A 15975-nucleotide genomic window follows, 5' to 3' on the forward strand; every position below is an offset into this window, starting at 1 on the left:
TGCAAGATCGCGGGGATTGGGCGAGGGGTGGGGCGCGTGAGTGTGATTGTTGACCCGGCTTCCGGAAAGGGGTTTCGGGAGGTTCCCGGGGCCTCGGAGGCGGACGTCGACGCGGCGATCTCGCGTGCCGCTGCCGCGTTCGAGACGTGGCGTGCGGTCGGGCCGGGGGACCGGGGGCGGTTGCTGCGACGATTCGCCTCGGTTGTCGACGCGCATCTGGACGAGCTGGCCCTGTTGGAGGTCAGTAACTCCGGGCACACCATCGGCAACGCCCGCTGGGAGGCCGGCAACGTCCGTGACGTGCTGGACTACTATGCGGGCGCGCCGGAGCGGTTGACCGGCCGGCAGATCCCCGTACCCGGTGGCCTGGACATCACCTTCCACGAGCCGCTCGGCGTGGTCGGCGTGATCGTGCCGTGGAACTTCCCGATGCCGATCGCCGCCTGGGGGTTCGCCCCGGCGCTCGCCGCCGGCAACACCGTGGTGCTCAAGCCCGCCGAGCTGACCCCGCTCACCGCGCTGCGCCTGGCCGAGCTGGCCCGCGAGGCCGGCCTGCCCGACGACGTGTTCACCGTGCTGCCGGGTCAGGGCTCGGTGGTGGGGGAGCGGTTCGTCAGCCACCCGGCCGTCCGCAAGATCTGCTTCACCGGCTCCACCGAGGTGGGCACGCGCATCATGGCCGGCTGCGCCGCCCAGGTGAAGCGCCTCACCCTGGAGTTGGGCGGCAAGAGCGCCAACATCGTGTTCGCCGACGCCGACCTGGAAACCGCCGCCGCGACCGCGCCCGGCGCGGTCTTCGACAACGCCGGCCAGGACTGCTGCGCGCGGTCGCGCATCCTGGTCCAACGCCCGGTGTACGACAGGTTCCTGGAACTGCTCGAACCAGCGGTACGTGCGGTGCGGGTCGAGGACCCGTCCCGCGACACCGCGGAGATGGGCCCGTTGATCTCGGCGGCCCAGCGGGACCGGGTCGCCGGTTACGTGACCGGCGCGACTGTCGCCTTCGCCGGCTCGTGCCCCGACGGCGCCGGCTTCTGGCACGCGCCGACCGTGCTGCTGGCCGATTCGCCCGCCGACCGGCACTGGCGGGAGGAGATCTTCGGGCCGGTGGTCTCGGTGCTGCCGTTCGACGACGAGGCCGACGCGGTCCGGCTCGCCAACGACACCGAGTACGGCCTCTCCGGCTCCATCTGGACCCGGGACGTCGGGCGCGCGCTGCGGATGGCCCGGGCGGTCGACTCGGGCAACCTCAGTGTCAACTCGCACTCCTCGGTGCGCTACTGGACCCCGTTCGGCGGGATGAAGCGCTCCGGACTCGGCCGCGAGCTGGGCCCGGACGCGCTGCATTCCTTCACCGACGTCAAGAACGTGTTCATCGCGACGAAGGAGTGAGGCCAGTGCAGGGTCGGTTGCAGGACCGGGTGGCCGTGGTCACCGGCGCGGGCAGCGGCATCGGGTTGGCCACCGTCCGGCGGTTCGCCGCCGAGGGGGCGCGGGTGGTCTGCGTCGACATCGACGCGGCGGCGGGCGAGAAGGCCGCCCAGGAGTGCGGCGGCGAGTTCGTCCGCGCCGACGTCGCCGACGAGGCGGCGGTACGTGACCTGTTCGACGGGGTGGCCGAGCGGCACGGGCGGGTCGACATCGCGTTCAACAACGCCGGCATCTCACCGCCGGACGACGACTCCATCCTGGACACCGGCCTGGACGCGTGGCAGCGGGTGCTGCGCGTCAACACCACGAGCGTCTACCTGTGCTGCAAGTACGCGATCCCGCACATGCGGCGGCAGGGCAAGGGCTCGATCATCAACACGGCCTCGTTCGTCGCGTTGATGGGAGCGGCGACGTCGCAGATCGCGTACACCGCGAGCAAGGGCGGCGTGTTGGCGATGACCCGCGAGTTGGGCGTGCAGTTCGCCCGCGAGGGCATCCGGGTCAACGCGCTCTGTCCCGGCCCGGTGGCCACGCCGCTGCTGCTGGAGTTGTTCGCCGCCGATCCCGAGCGGGCCGCCCGCCGGCTGGTGCACGTGCCGATGGGTCGGTTCGGTGAGCCGGAGGAGATCGCCGCCGCGGTGGCCTTCCTGGCCAGCGACGACGCGTCCTTCATGACCGCCGCGCAGTTCGTCGTCGACGGCGGGATCACCGGCGCGTACGTCACTCCCTTATGAGAAGGCCCCTGATCGGGATCAGCGCGTACGTCGAGCCCGCCGACTGGGCCGTCTGGCGTGGTGTGCGGGCGGTCCTGGTGCCTGCGGCGTACGTGCGGGCGGTGACCGCCGCCGGAGGCCGGGCGGTGGTGCTGCCCCCGGACGACTGCGACGCCGACGTGCTGGCGGTCCTCGACGGGCTGCTGTTGGCCGGGGGCGCGGACGTGGGCCCGGGTCGGTACGGCCAGCAGCCGCACCCGCGGACCGAGGACCGGCCGGACCGGGACGCCGGTGAGCTGACCCTCCTGACGGCGGCCCTCGCCGCCGACCTGCCCGTGCTGGGCGTCTGCCGGGGAATGCAGTTGCTCGCCGTCGCGTACGGCGGCACCCTCCACCAGCACCTGCCCGACGTGCTGGGCTCCGAGGCGCACCGTCCGGCACCGGGGGTCTACGGCACGCACCCGGTGCGGTTCGCGCCGGGCAGCCTGGCGGCGCGCACCATGGCCGGGGTGGGGCAGGTCAACTCGTACCACCATCAGGCGGTCGCCACCCCGGGCCGGCTCGCGGTGACCGGCTGGGCGGGCGACGGCGTGATCGAGGCGGTGGAGGACCCGGGCCGTCCGTTCGTGCTCGGGGTGCAGTGGCATCCGGAGAACGAGCCGGACCCGCGCCCGATCACCGCGCTGGTCCGGGCCGCCGGGCCGTCCGGTCCGTCGGTGGGTGACCGCGACGAGGGGGTACGCGCGACCGGGTCGACGGCCGTGTGACGCAGGTCGCCCCCGTCGTGTAGGACGACCAGTGGGAGGATCAGCGCATGGGTAAGGTCTATCCGGAGATCGACGATCGTCTGCGGGAGTTCATCGCGGCCCAGCCGGTCTTCTTCGTCGCCACCGCGCCCTCCGGTCCCGAGGGGCATGTCAATGTCTCACCGAAGGGCATGGCGGGCACGCTCGTGGTCCTCGGCCCGCACCGGGTGGCCTACCTCGACTACCACGGCAGCGGTGCGGAGACCATCGCCCACCTGCGGGACAACGGCCGCATCACGGTGATGTTCTGCGCGTTCGACGGTCCGCCGAAGATCGTGCGTCTGCACGGCAGGGGCCACAGCGTTGCGGTGACCGAGGCGGGCTTCGCCGACCGTCTCGCCGACTTTCCCGCGCCACCCGACGTGCACGCCGTGCGGGCCGTCATCACCGTCGACGTCCAGCGGGTCAGCGACTCCTGCGGCTACTCGGTGCCCCTGATGGACTACCGTGCGGAACGCGACCTGTTACTCACCGCACACTCCCGCCGCACGACCGACGATCTGGTGACCTACCGGGCCACCAGGAATGCCGCGAGCATCGACGGATTGCCGGTCTTCTAAGTGCTCAGGGCCGTTGTGCGCCCCCTTGGGTGGTCCGCGTCCGCCCCCGTGCTGTCGGGTCGTCGACCACCGGAGTGCACGTAACCAGCGTCCGCGGGTCGTCATGCGTTACGTTGCTGGTCCGCCGGGGTACAAGTCGGGGCACGGCGCATGAAGATCAACGGCTGTGGGGTACGGCCGAAGCGGGGGAGGCTGCATGAGCTCGGCCCAGGGGGGCGCGGACGCGGGGCATTCCTTCGCGGACGGCCGGCAGGTCCCCGCGCTGCTGTCAGCCGCCTTCGCGAACGGCGGCGAGCTGGGCGAACGGCTCCGCGCCTTCGACTGGTCGACCGCACCACTGGGTAGCCCGTCCCGCTGGCCGGTGGCGCTGGCCAGCGCGGTCGGCATGATGCTCTCCTCCAGCGCGCAGATCGTCATGTTCTGGGGCGACGACCATCTCGCCTTCTACAACGACGCGTACCGGCCGACCATCGGCAGCAAGCACCCGCAGGTGCTCGGTCAGCCGGCCCGACACAACTGGGCCGAGACGTGGGACGTCCTCGGTCCGCTGCTCGAAGGTGTCCGCAGCACGGGGCTCTCCTACCGTGGCGCCGACCACCCCTTCCTGTTGGACCGTTCCGGCTTCGTCGAGCAGACCTACTTCGACGTCTCGTACGACCCGATCCGCGGCGCCGACGGCTCGGTCAGCGGCGTGTACTGCATCGTCAACGAGACCACCGGTCGGGTGGTCGGTGAACGCCGACTGCGGACGTTGTCGGAGTTGGGCGCCGAGCTGGCCGACGTGAGCAGCGCAGGGGAGCTGGGCCGGACGGCCGCCGACGTGCTCGGCCGGCACTCCGCCGACGTGCCCTTCGCGCTGATCTATCTGGCCGACGGCACGGGCGCGTTCCGGCTGACCGGGGCCAGTGGCGTCGACCCGGCGGCGGTCGCCGTCACGCCGGACAGGTTCGCCGGGCTGGTCGCCGAGGGCGTTCCCGCCACCATGCAGGTGCGCGACCTCCTCGTGCGGCGACCGGCCGATGCGGCCGACGTGGCACTGGTGTTGCCCGTCAAGGCGACCAACGAGACGGTCGGCGCGCTCGTCGTCGGCGTGGCCCGGCTGTTGCCGCTCGGCGACGAGTACCGCGACTTCCTCGACCTGGTGGCCGCGCAGGTGTCCCGGGCGGTCGGCACCCAGCGGGCGTACGAGCAGGAGCGCGCCCGGGCCGCCGAGCTGGCCGCGCTCGACCGCGCGAAGACCAACTTCTTCGCCAACGTCAGTCACGAGTTCCGTACGCCGTTGACCCTGGTGCTCGGCCCGCTTGAGGAACTGCTGGCCGACCCGGAACTGCCCGCCGCGCACACCGAGCGGCTCGTGATGATGCACCGCAACGCGTTGCGGCTGCTCAAGCTGGTCAACACCGTGCTCGACTTCTCCCGGCTGGAATCCGGCCGGCTCGCCGCCCGCTACCAGCCGACCGATCTGGCCGGCTACACCGCCCGGCTGGCCAGCACCTTCCGCTCGGCCATCGAGCGCGCCGGCCTGCGCCTGGTCGTGGACTGCCCGCCGCTGCCCGCGCCGGTCTTCGTCGACCGGGACATGTGGGAGAAGATCGTCCTCAACCTGGTGTCGAACGCCGTGAAGTTCACCTTCGACGGCGAGATCCGGGTGCGGGTCCGGGCCGACGACGGCCTGGCCCGCCTGGATGTCGTCGACACCGGCGTCGGGATCGTTCCGGCCGAGGTGCCGCACGTCTTCGAGCGTTTCCACCGGGTGCCCGGCGCGCGCTCCCGTACCCACGAGGGCACCGGCATCGGGCTGGCGCTGGTCCGTGAGCTGGTCGAGATGCACGGCGGTGAGGTTGGGCTGACCAGCCAAATCGACGAGGGCAGCACCTTCACGGTGACCGTTCCGTTGGGGTCGGCGCACCTGCCGGCCGACCGGGTGGCCCCGTTCGCCCCCCTGCCGACGGGTGAGCCCGAGCAGGCCCGGCTCTTCGTGGCGGAGACGGCCCGGTGGGCCGACGAGGGCACTCTCACCGAGGCCGTGCGCCAGCCGGCTTCCGCCGCCTCCACCGGCCGCATCCTGGTCGTCGACGACAACGTCGACCTGCGCGAGCACGTCACCCGGTTGCTCTCGCCGACCTGGGAGGTGGTCACCGCGAGCGACGGGCTGGAAGCGCTGACGCTGGCCCGTGCGGGTGGGTTCGACCTGGTGCTCAGCGATGTGATGATGCCCCGGTTGGACGGGTTCGGTCTGGTCGGCGCGCTGCGCGCGGACCCTCGTACCCGCGATGTGCCGATCGTGCTGCTCTCCGCCCGCGCCGGCTCCGCGGAGGCGGTCGCCGGCCTCGCCGCCGGTGCCGACGACTATCTGACCAAGCCGTTCTCCGGACAGGAGCTGATCGCCCGGGTCCGGTCCAACGTCGAGCTGGGCCAGCTGCGCGGGCAGATCATCCGTCGCCTCCGGGCCCTGGCCGACGCGGCGGTGGCGGTCAACACGGCACGCTCGACCGGCGACGTGCTCCAGGTCGCCGCCCGGCACGCGCTCAGCCTCGCCGAGGCGGCCCGGGTCGTGGTGAGCGCGGCGGGCTCCCGGTTCGAGGCCGACGCCGGCGGTGACACTCCCACCGAGCCGACGTTCGTGGCTCCGTTGACCGGGACCGGCCGCGAGCAGCTCGGCGAGCTGCGGGTCTGGCGAACCGCGGACGACGACGCGCAGGCCGACGATGCGGCGCTCACCCAGCTGGCCCGACTGGTCGGTGTCCGACTGGAGAACACCCAGCTCTACGAGGCCGAACACCGCATCGCCACCACGTTGCAGCACAGTCTGCTGCCGAGGTCGCTGCCGCAGCTGCCGGGCGCGGTCGTCGCGAGCCGTTACCTGCCGGGCAGCGCCGACGTCGAGGTCGGTGGGGACTGGTACGACGCGCTCGTGCTCGACGGCGACAACCTGGTGCTGGTCATCGGCGACGTGGTCGGCAAGGGCGTCCAGGCCGCAGCGGCGATGGGGCAGTTGCGTAACGCGCTGCGGGCGTACCTGCTGGAGGGCTTCGACCCGGGCGAGTCGCTGAGCCGCCTCAACCGGCTGGTCGGGTCCACCGAGGAGTCGTCGTTCGCGACGGTGCTCTGCCTGCTGTTCAGCCCTCGTACCGGTCGGCTGCGCTACGCCAGCGCCGGCCACCCGTCCCCCCTGCTGATCCGAGGAGACGACGTGGCGTTCCTGCACGACCGCGCGCTCGGCCCGCCCGTCGGCGCGATCCCCGGTGCCACCTACCGGACCGTGGAGGGGGAGCTGTCCCCGGGGAGCCGGCTGCTGCTCTACACCGACGGGTTGATCGAGGACCGCCAGCTCGGCATCGACGCCGCGCTGGCCCAGCTACGCGTCGACGCGGCCGTTCCCGGCGAGCACGTGGCGGATCTGATCGACGCGGTGGTCGAGCGGGTCGCCGGGCGACCGCGCCGCGACGACGTGGCGGTGCTCGCCGTGGAGGCGGCGGAGCTGAACCGGTTGGTGTTGCGGCTGCCGGCCGACCCGACGCGGCTGAGCGTGCTCCGCAAGCGTCTGGAGGACTTCCTCGTCGCGCACGACGTCGGCGAGACCGACCTGTTCGACCTGACCGTGGCGGTCTCCGAGGCCGCCGCGAACGCCATCGAGCACCCCGTCCACCCCGCCGAGGCGATGATCACCGTGGAGGTCGCCATCGAGGACCAGACGGTGATCGCCACCGTGCGCGACACCGGACAGTGGCGGGAGTCCACCGACTCCGGGTTCCGGGGGCGCGGACTGTCGCTGATCAAGGCACTGGGTGACCTGATGGTGCGGCGTACCGACGAGGGCACCGAGGTGACGCTGCGGCGGCAGTTGCAGGGCTGACCCCGCGCGCCCGCAGGTCAGACCGGGTCGAGCCAGGTCTGGTCGCCCAGGCCGGAGATCTCCAGCACGCGGCGTACCTGCCGGGACGGCAGCACGGCGAGCGCGCCCGAGAACTGCTGGGTGAGCCGGACCAGGGCGTGGATGGCTGCCGAGTCGAAGAACGTCACCGCGCGCAGGTCGAGGGTCATCCGGCTGGCCGGATCGCGCAGGGCGGTCTGCAGCATCGTGTCGGCCGTCGCCATGTCGACCTCGCCGGTCACCACCACGTGGAGGTGCTCCCCGTCGATCTCCGCGCGGGCGGAGAAGACGGGTGGTGCTCCCCCTTGATCCACGCTGACACCATGGCACAGCCGACCTGGCAGGGCAACAACCGCTCCCGCCCGGCCGTGGCACAGGTCACCGACCGCTGCGGCGATAGGCTTGCGGCATGACCGTCCGTGCGCCGCTGACCCCAGGAACGCTCTCCCCGACGCGACCGGTGCCCACTCATATTCCCCGCCCGGAGTACGTGGGTAAGAAGGGCCCCCGGCCGTGGCGCGGCTCGCACGTGCAGACGCCGGAGACCATCGAGAAGATGCGGATCGCCAGCCGGCTCGCCGCCCAGGCGACGCAGCTCGCCGGCGAGCACTGCAAGCCCGGCGTCACCACCGACGAGATCGACCGCGTGGTGCACGAGTTCCTCTGCGACCACGACGCGTACCCGTCGACGCTCGGCTACCGGGGCTACCCCAAGTCCTGCTGCACCAGCCTCAACGAGGTCATCTGCCACGGCATCCCGGACTCCACCATCCTGAGCGACGGCGACATCATCAACGTCGACGTGACCGCGTACATCGGCGGGGTGCACGGTGACACGGACGCCACCTTCTGCGTCGGCGAGGTCAGCGAGGAAGCCCGGCTGCTCGTCGAACGCACCCACGAGGCGATGATGCGTGGCATCCGCGCGGTAGCCCCGGGTCGCCAGATCAACGTGGTCGGTCGCGTCATCGAGTCGTACGCCAAGCGGTTCGGCTACGGCGTGGTCCGCGACTTCACCGGCCACGGGATCGGCGAGACCTTCCACAGCGGTCTCTACGTGCCGCACTACGACAGCCCTCGCCCGACCGACATCATGGAACCGGGGATGACCTTCACCATCGAGCCGATGATCACCCTCGGCACCTACCAGTACGACATGTGGGACGACGGGTGGACGGTGGTCACCAAGGACCGCAGGTGGACCGCCCAGTTCGAGCACACCATCGTCGTCACCGACGACGGCCACGAGATCCTGACGCTTCCGTGAGCGCGAGGAACGCAGCGAAGCGGAGTCCCGCAGTCGCGAACGAAGGGCAAGCGCCGTGAGCGCGCGGAACGCAGCGAAGCGGAGTCCCGCAGTCGCGAACGAAGGGCAGACGCCGTGACGGACACTCCCGCCGCGCTGCGCGAGGCCCACCACGCGGACGTCTCCGGCGGCTGGCTGCGCCCGGCCGTCTTCGGCGCGATGGACGGCCTGGTCACCAACATCGCCCTGATCGCCGGCGTCGGTGGCGGTGGCGTCTCGCCGCACAGCATCGTGCTCACCGGCACCGCGGGCCTGGTGGCCGGCGCGATCTCGATGGGACTCGGCGAGTACACCAGCGTGCGCTCGGCCAACGAGCAGGTCGCCGCCGAGGTCGCCAAGGAGCGGCGCGAGCTGGAACGGCACCCCGAGGCCGAGGCGCGCGAGCTGGCCGACGCCTGGGTGGCGCGAGGACTGCCCCGCGACCTCGCCACGCAGGTCGCCGAGGCGGTACGGCGCGACCCGGAGGAGGCGCTGCGGGTACACGTCCGCGAGGAGTTGGGCGTCGACCCCGACGACCAGCCCAGCCCGTGGGCGGCGGCGGTCTCCTCGTTCGTGTTCTTCTCGGTGGGGGCGCTGGTCCCACTGCTGCCGTACCTGCTCGGCGCCACCGAACTCTGGCTTGCACTCGCCGTCGGCGGGCTCGGGCTGTTCGCCGCCGGTGCGGTGGTGGCCCGGTTCACCAGCCGACCCTGGTGGACCAGCGGCCTACGTCAACTCGTGCTGGGCGCCGCCGCGGCCGGGGCCACCTACCTCGTCGGCTCTCTGATCGGGGTGCAGGGCGGGCTGTGACGCCCGCTCACCCGCCGAGCAGTTCGTCGATCGTGCCGTCGACCGGGCGGCCACGCGCCGCCAGCTCGTCTGCCTGCCGCGCCAGCACCACACCGACCTCGGTCATGTCCGCGCCGGCCAGGCCCGTGCGCCGGACCGCGTCACCGGGATCCCGGTAGTAGGTGCGGCCCAGCAGGCCGGTCACCGTCGCGGCCGCCAACCGTGCCTCACCGAGCATCAGCAGCGCCTGGTCGGTCTCGTACCACTCGGCCAGGCGGGCGGCCCGGGAGTGCGCCGCACTGCCCCGGTACCAGGCCTGCCGCGCCGCCGTGCTGAACTCCGCCGGCCGGGCACGGGCGAGTCGGCTCAGGTGCTCGTCCCGCAACGTCCGCAGCCAGCCCGTCGGGTCGTACAGCGATCGGGTGGTGACGTACCGGTCAGCCGTCAGCGGCCACAACGGGGTGAGCGTCCGGGCCTGTCCGAGGTAGTCGTCGGCGGCCGCCACGGTGAGGTCGACAAGCACCCCGTCCACCCGTCGGGTCGCCGGCGGCGGACCGCCACCCGGCCGGTAGGTGACCACCAGCATCCCCACCTCGCCGTCCCCGCCACCGTCGTCGTCGCCGTGCGCCAGAGGGCCGTGGACCGCGATCGCCAGCACATCGGCCGGGAACCGCCGCCGGATCGCCTCGGCGACCCGCTCCGCCACCGACCACCGCCGGTCGTCACCGCCCCGGTCGACATCGGACCGCTCGCTGCTCGCGCTCACGGGTCACACCTCTGTGCGCTCAGGTCACACCTCCCCGTCGGGGTTGGCGTCAGCCTAGCCAGCCGACGACGGGCCGGCCGGGCCGCCGCGCCCGGTCGGCACCAGCCGGAAGATCCGGATCTCGCGGCCGCCGGCCCGCTCGACGTACGTGCGGTACGCCGGCCACTGGGCGACGAGCAGGTCCCACAGGCGATCCCGTTCGGCTCCGGTGGCCGGCTCGGCCCGCACCGGCAGGCGGCGACCCTTGACGTCCACCTCGGCGGCCGGGTCGGCGAGCAGGTTCATGGCCCAACCGGGCTGGTGGGTCTGCCCCCAGTTGGAGCCGATCACCACGTACGCGTCGCCGTCGGGCACGTAGAGCAGGGGGTTGCTGCGCGGCTTGCCGGACCGCCGGCCGGTCGTGGTGATCACCAGCGACGGGAGCAGGCCGAGGGCCACCACCCGTCCTCGGGTGAGCCGGCCGACGATCCGGTCGGCGGGAACCAGCAGGCGGGCGGCGGTGCCGAACCAGCGGTGGTGGCCGAGCCGACGGGTGAGGGTAGCGAGCGCTGACACGCGGATCAGTCTGCCGGCTGACCCGCCCCGACGGCACCCCCGGACGGTCCAGTTCCGGCCCCAGGACCCCACGGCCCCGGGGTGGCTCGGTTCAGTCCAGGCGGCGTTCGATCGGCAGCCCCGCCCGCGTGAACAGGCCCGCGCCGAGCATCGCCACCACCGGCACCAGCACCAGGACGCCCAGCGCCGGCCACGGCACCAGGTACGGGTACGGCTCCAGCGCCGGCCAGGCCGTGGCGTACTCCCGGTTCGCCGAGAACAGCACGATCGCCGCGGTGCCGAGACCGGCCACGATGCCGAGCACCGAACCGAGACCCGCGATCACCCCGGCCTGGCAAATCGCCAGCAGTCGTCGTACGGCGGGGGCCGCGCCGACCGCTGCGAGCGTGGACAGCTCGGCACGGCCCTCGGCGGCGGCGAGCGCCGTGGCGATCCCGGCCGCGCCCATCGTGATCACCCCTGCCGCGGCGGCGAGCAGCAGGAGTAGAGGTGAGTCGTCGCGGGGGGCGGCACCCTCCTCCACCTGGAGAGAGAACGTTCCGAAGGCCCGCAGGTCGGCGGTGAACCGGTCCTGGCGACGTTGACTGGGCGGCGTCGAGGTGTCGACCACCCAACCGTTCGAGACCGGCTTCAGGGCGAGCTGCCGGGCCGCCGAAGCGGACAGCAGGAGGCGAGGCTGGCCGCTCGGCGGCGTCAGGGCGTACCCGGGCAGGTCCCGTCGCCTGGTGGTTGCCTCGTCCCGGCCGGCCCGTACCTCGTTCACCTGCACGGTCACCAGGCCGTCGTGCAGGTAGCGCGGATCGGTCACCACCACGCCCCCGGCGTGCAGCACGGCGGTGGCGGCGGTGGTCGCCGCCGGGTCGGCGCCGGTGAGCAGCGGCAGCGCGCTGCCGTCGTCCACGAGCGTCTGCACGTAGCTCCCGAAGTAGTCCGCCGCGCGGTCCCGGCAGCGCGGGTCGGCCAGCGCCTGCCGGCGTTGGGTCGCGGACAGGTTGTCCCCGGGTTGGAAGGGGCAGGCGCGATCCGGCGGAAGTTCCGGTACGACGGAGCAGTAGCTGGCCGGGCCGTCGGCCGACGGGCAGGCCGTGGCCTGCACCAGGGCGACGGCACTGGCACCGAGGTGTTCCCGGGCGGCGGTGCTGACCTGCTCCAACGTCGGTTCCGGTCGCAGGGCCGGGTCATTGCGGTTGACCAGGACGTGACCGGTGGGCAGCAGCGGCTGATAGGTACGGGCGTCGCGGACCGCGTCGCTGGCCACGTAGCCGCCGAGCGCGACGCTGCCGGCCACCGCCGCCATCACGGCGCAGATCGCCGGCGCCGCGGCGGCCCGGTTACGGCTCGCGTCGCGCAGCGCGATCCGAGGCGCCGGCGGCAGCACCCGGCCGAGCCGGGCGAGCCCGCCGATCAGGGTGGGTGTGCAACAGACCAGGCCCAGCTCACCGAGGATCAGACCGGCCAGGATCACCGCGGGGGACGTCCGGGTGGCCCCGAATGCCGCGAGCGCCGCCCCGCCGACAACCAGCACCAGTCCGCTGACGAGCGCGCGGGCCCGGGGCGGGGGAGGGGTCCGTCGACCGGCGAGCCCGGCCATGACGTCCTGCCGGGCCGCCGTCCAGGCCGGCGCCAACGCCGCCAGCACCCCGGCCAGCACCGCGACCCCGCCGAGCACGACCAAGGCCAGCGGCCAGCAGCGGTACGCGCCGAAGCGTGCTCCGAACACGTACTGCTCCATGACGGGACGTCCGGCGAACGCCGCTCCGACACCGAGCAGCAGGCCGGCCACGGCGCCCAGCACGCCCAGCACCACCCCGTCGGCGAGTACGACCCGACGCAGGTGGGCCGCGTCCCCGCCGGCCACCGCGACCAGCGCCAGATCCCGGCGTCGACGGCGCACCCCCACCGCGAACGCCGGCCCGACCAGGAGCACCACCTCCAGCAACCCCAGCCCGGCGATCAGCACCATCGTGCTCAGGTCGCTGGTGTCGGCGGGCCCGACGTACCCGATGAAGGTCCGGGAGGACGTCGTCGAAGCCGGCACGTGGCGAGGCGCCACCACGACTCCGCGTTCGTTGAGGCGGGCGACCATCGCCGCGTCGACGGTGCCGGGCACGTCGATCAGCCAGCGACTGTCCGGCTGGGTATCGGCCCGGCCGACGGCCGCCGGGTGCAGCGCGATCACCGGGCCGAGGTCGTCAGGGAACTCGACCACACCGACCACCGTGTACGTCCGGCTCCGGTCGGCGGTGGGCACCGCCTCGCCGAGGCGTCCGTCGAGCCGGCGCAGCGCTGTCGGACTCAGCGCGACCTCTCCGGCTTGCTGCGGCGCCCGCCCCGAGCGGAACCGCACCAGGCCGCGGGCCAGCGGGTCGGTGAGGTCGAGGATCCATGCCTGGAGGGTCTCGTCGCCGCGCGGACCCCGCACCGTCACCGGGCTGCCGGCACGTATCTCGGTGACCCGGCTGCCGGGGCCGAGCAACGCGGTCACCTCGTCGGCGGTGGTCGGACGGGCCAGCACCGACCGGCCGTCGTCACGGGGATGCCAGGTGTCACCCCACTCGTCCTGCACGACCGGGGTGTCGGCGAACCAGCGCAGCTCCGCGTCGGCGACGCCCAGTCGGCGGTCGAGCTGTTCCTGCGGCGTCAGCTCGGCCATGTCGTAGCTCGCCGCCAGGAAGGCCAGCACCAGCACCGGAAGCGCGATCATCGCCAGCACCAGGGCGGTACGCCGCCGCGCCCGCCGCGACTCCCGGCGGGCGATCCGCAGCGCCGCCCGCCACGAGCCGGTCAGCTCGGCGAGCCGTCGCCGTCGTCCGGGTTCGAGCGGTGTCGGCGGGCCGGCCGGCGCGTCGACGCGGCCGCGTGTCACCGGCGTCCGGCGCAGGGTCAACGGTCGCTGCCGGAGAGGAGTTGCTCGACGCTGCCCAGCGGCGCCGTCGTGTCGACCAGCACGCCGTCGCGCAGGAACACCACCCGGTCGGCCCAGCCGGCGTGTCGCGCCTCGTGGGTGACCAGGATGCCGGCGGCGCCCGCGTCGACACGGCGGCGCAGGAGGTGCAGCACCGCCTCGCCGGTCTGCGAGTCGAGCGCCCCGGTGGGTTCGTCGGCGAGCACCAGCCGTCGCTCGCCGACGAGCGCCCGGGCGATGGCCACCCGCTGCTGCTGCCCACCGGAGAGCTGGTCGGGGAAGCGGTCCCCCAACGCCGGTAGACCCACCTCGGTCAGCGCGGTCAGCGCGGCCGTCCTGGCCCGCCGGCCGCCGACGCCGTCGAGCTCCAGTGGAAGCGCCACGTTCTCCAGCGCGCTCAGGCTGCCCAGCAGGTTGAGGTGCTGGAAGATGTAGCCGATGCGGCGTCGGCGTAGCTGGGCCAGCCCCCGGCGGTCCAGCGCGCCGAGCGGCTGCCCCTCCACCCGGACGTCCCCGCGGGTCGGGCGGTCGAGGCCGCCGGCGAGGGCCAGCAGCGTCGACTTTCCGGAGCCGGACGGGCCCATCACGGCGACCAGCTCGCCGGGCCGGACGACCAGGCTGACACCGCGCAGCGCGTGTACCGCCGCCGGGCCGACCCCGTGGGTGCGGTGGACGGCGCGTAGCTCGAGCACCGCGTCGTCCGATCCGCTCACCGTAGCGCCTCCTCGTCGGCCCACCGTGCGGCGTCGGACGCCGCACCGGCGGCCGGTCGGGATGGTTGCGGCGGTGGGCCGCCGGGCTGGTGCCGCACCAGACTGCTCTCGCAATGGTCCAGCCAACGCACCTCGGCCTCGGCCTGGAACACCATCGAGTCCAGGACCAGCCGCCACGGCAGGTCCTCCGGTCGGTTGCTGCCGTACTTCAACCGGGTCAACTCCTGCAACGCGCGCATCGTCGCGCTGCGCTGGCCCTGCACCACCGAGCGGACGTCCACGCCGGGGGTGGTGAGCGCCAGGGCCAGTTTGATCGCCAGCTCGTCACGCGGGCGGTCGGTGCGGCTGATCGGCGTGGCGAACCACAGCGCGAGGTCCGCCCGCCCGGCGTCGGTGATCTCGTACGGGCGCTGCCCGGCCTCGCTCTCCGGCAACGGGCGCACCAGACCGTCCCGTTCCAGCCGGGCCAGCGTGGTGTAGACCTGCCCGATGTTCAGCGGCCAGGTCGAGCCGGTCGACTCCTCGAATGCGGCGCGCAGCTGGTAGCCGTACATCTGGCCGCGTTCGAGGAGGGCGAGCAGCCCGTGACGGATGGACATGGCAACGGAGTATGCATACCTGGTATGGGCTCCGCAACCGGGGCGGATCGGTTCAGGTCGGGCGACCGGGAAAAGCGACAGTCGGTGGGGTCACCCCGGCGGTCTTGCGCCACCGGGTGGCCCGCACGGCGTACTCGACGAGCGCCGCCAGCGCCCGGTCACGGTCGGCACCGGTGGTGGACGCCAACGCGGCCCGCCAGTGCGCCGCGGTGCGCTCCTCCACCTCGACCGCCAGCCGTAACGCGCTCGCCCGGTCGGTGACGGGGAACGGCAGCGCGTACCCGGCCCGACCCGGTGGCACGGTGCCCCCCGACGTGCTCAACTGAACCACCAGCGCGTCGCGCCGGCGTCGGTGCGCGGCCTCCGCCTGATGGGCGGCGTCACGTGCGGCGCCGGTGAGTCGGACGCCGATCCGCCCGTAGGCGTAGATGGCCGCGTACTCGGCGGCGAGGGCGGCGCCGAGGGCCTCCTCGGCGGTGGACTGCCTCACTTCAGTGCCTCCTGGTGGGTGGCCCGCGCCGCGACGATCGACCCGAGCAACGCTGCCCGCTCGGCGGGCGCCGCCGCACAGGCGGCGGTGGCGGACTGCTGGGCGGCCTTCTCCCGCGCCCGCAGCGCGGCGAGCGCGGCGGCGGGCGCGCTCGCCGCAGTGGCGCTCGGGTCGACGGCGGGTGCGGATCCGAGGGTGACGCCGACGATCCGGGCGAGCTCGGTGGCGTGCGCGGTGTGCGTGTCGGCGATGGGATTGAGTCGGTCGGCCAGGTCCGGGTGGGCCAGGGCGCTCGCCCGGTACGCCGCGGCGAGGCCCAGCGACTCGTCCACCATCGGCCGCAACGGGTCCGGCGGCGGCTCCGGCTCGTCCGCACGGTCGAAAAGATCACAGCCTGTCAGCGGCGCTGCCGCGCCGCCGAGCGCCAGGAGCATTCCGGCGCGCAGGATCTTTCGCCGAGAATGTCCGGATACTTGGTCGCCCGATGTC

Annotated in this window: 15 protein-coding genes; 7 read left to right on the forward strand and 8 right to left on the reverse strand. The window is 73.2% G+C overall.

Annotated elements, in window-relative coordinates:
• The first annotated feature begins 36 nt into the window (after positions 1–36).
• The 5 genes from ABZU91_RS26545 (at position 37) to ABZU91_RS26565 (ending at position 7366) form a co-directional block, all read left to right on the forward strand.
• Entirely contained in the window at positions 37–1392 is a 1356-nt protein-coding gene (locus ABZU91_RS26545; protein WP_355245843.1) for an aldehyde dehydrogenase family protein, read from the forward strand.
• 5 nt (positions 1393–1397) lie between these two features.
• Complete coding sequence (locus ABZU91_RS26550) at positions 1398–2165, forward strand: 3-oxoacyl-ACP reductase (RefSeq protein WP_355245845.1); 768 nt, start codon at positions 1398–1400, stop codon at positions 2163–2165.
• Positions 2162–2911 carry a gamma-glutamyl-gamma-aminobutyrate hydrolase family protein gene (locus tag ABZU91_RS26555; protein ID WP_355245848.1) on the forward strand — a complete coding sequence of 250 codons (750 nt, stop codon included), beginning with the start codon at positions 2162–2164 and terminating at the stop codon, positions 2909–2911. The genes ABZU91_RS26550 and ABZU91_RS26555 overlap by 4 nt, the downstream gene beginning before the upstream one ends.
• 47 nt (positions 2912–2958) lie before the next feature.
• On the forward strand, positions 2959–3510 hold the full coding sequence (locus ABZU91_RS26560) for a pyridoxamine 5'-phosphate oxidase family protein (protein WP_355245850.1): 552 nt from the start codon (positions 2959–2961) through the stop codon (positions 3508–3510).
• A 196-nt stretch (positions 3511–3706) separates the two neighbouring features.
• Positions 3707–7366: a SpoIIE family protein phosphatase gene (locus tag ABZU91_RS26565; RefSeq protein WP_355245853.1), complete on the forward strand. Its 3660-nt coding sequence runs from the start codon at positions 3707–3709 to the stop codon at positions 7364–7366.
• 17 nt (positions 7367–7383) lie between these two features.
• On the opposite strand, the gene ABZU91_RS26570 is transcribed toward ABZU91_RS26565, so the two are convergent.
• A complete protein-coding gene (locus tag ABZU91_RS26570; protein WP_355245856.1) occupies positions 7384–7698 on the reverse strand; it encodes an STAS domain-containing protein in 315 nt (104 codons plus the stop codon).
• Positions 7699–7793: 95 nt separating this feature from the next.
• On the opposite strand from ABZU91_RS26570, the gene map reads away from it, so the two are divergent.
• Together map and ABZU91_RS26580 are read left to right on the forward strand one after the other, a co-directional pair.
• The gene (gene map, locus ABZU91_RS26575) at positions 7794–8651 is read left to right on the forward strand and encodes a type I methionyl aminopeptidase (protein ID WP_355245859.1); all 858 of its coding nucleotides are present in this window, start codon (positions 7794–7796) and stop codon (positions 8649–8651) included.
• A gap of 114 nt (positions 8652–8765) precedes the next feature.
• Positions 8766–9479: a VIT1/CCC1 transporter family protein gene (locus ABZU91_RS26580; protein WP_355245861.1), complete on the forward strand. Its 714-nt coding sequence runs from the start codon at positions 8766–8768 to the stop codon at positions 9477–9479.
• A gap of 7 nt (positions 9480–9486) precedes the next feature.
• On the opposite strand, the gene ABZU91_RS26585 is transcribed toward ABZU91_RS26580, so the two are convergent.
• From ABZU91_RS26585 to ABZU91_RS26615, 7 genes are all read right to left on the reverse strand, one after another.
• Entirely contained in the window at positions 9487–10224 is a 738-nt protein-coding gene (locus ABZU91_RS26585) for a nucleotidyltransferase domain-containing protein (RefSeq protein WP_355245864.1), read from the reverse strand.
• A gap of 54 nt (positions 10225–10278) precedes the next feature.
• Positions 10279–10779: a nitroreductase/quinone reductase family protein gene (locus ABZU91_RS26590; RefSeq protein WP_355245867.1), complete on the reverse strand. Its 501-nt coding sequence runs from the start codon at positions 10777–10779 to the stop codon at positions 10279–10281.
• Positions 10780–10870: 91 nt separating this feature from the next.
• Positions 10871–13645: an FtsX-like permease family protein gene (locus ABZU91_RS26595; protein WP_355245869.1), complete on the reverse strand. Its 2775-nt coding sequence runs from the start codon at positions 13643–13645 to the stop codon at positions 10871–10873.
• 17 nt (positions 13646–13662) lie between these two features.
• Positions 13663–14376: an ABC transporter ATP-binding protein gene (locus ABZU91_RS26600; RefSeq protein WP_355245987.1), complete on the reverse strand. Its 714-nt coding sequence runs from the start codon at positions 14374–14376 to the stop codon at positions 13663–13665.
• A 17-nt stretch (positions 14377–14393) separates the two neighbouring features.
• Positions 14394–14996, reverse strand: a complete 603-nt coding sequence (locus ABZU91_RS26605) for a PadR family transcriptional regulator (protein ID WP_355245872.1) — start codon at positions 14994–14996, stop codon at positions 14394–14396.
• A 52-nt stretch (positions 14997–15048) separates the two neighbouring features.
• Positions 15049–15486, reverse strand: a complete 438-nt coding sequence (locus tag ABZU91_RS26610; protein ID WP_355245875.1) for a ferritin-like domain-containing protein — start codon at positions 15484–15486, stop codon at positions 15049–15051.
• A complete protein-coding gene (locus tag ABZU91_RS26615) occupies positions 15483–15935 on the reverse strand; it encodes a hypothetical protein (protein WP_355245990.1) in 453 nt (150 codons plus the stop codon). Before ABZU91_RS26615 ends, ABZU91_RS26610 begins: the two co-directional genes overlap by 4 nt.
• Positions 15936–15975: the final 40 nt, after the last annotated feature.

It is taken from the genome of Micromonospora sp. NPDC005174, assembly GCF_040608495.1.
Classification (GTDB): domain Bacteria; phylum Actinomycetota; class Actinomycetes; order Mycobacteriales; family Micromonosporaceae; genus Micromonospora.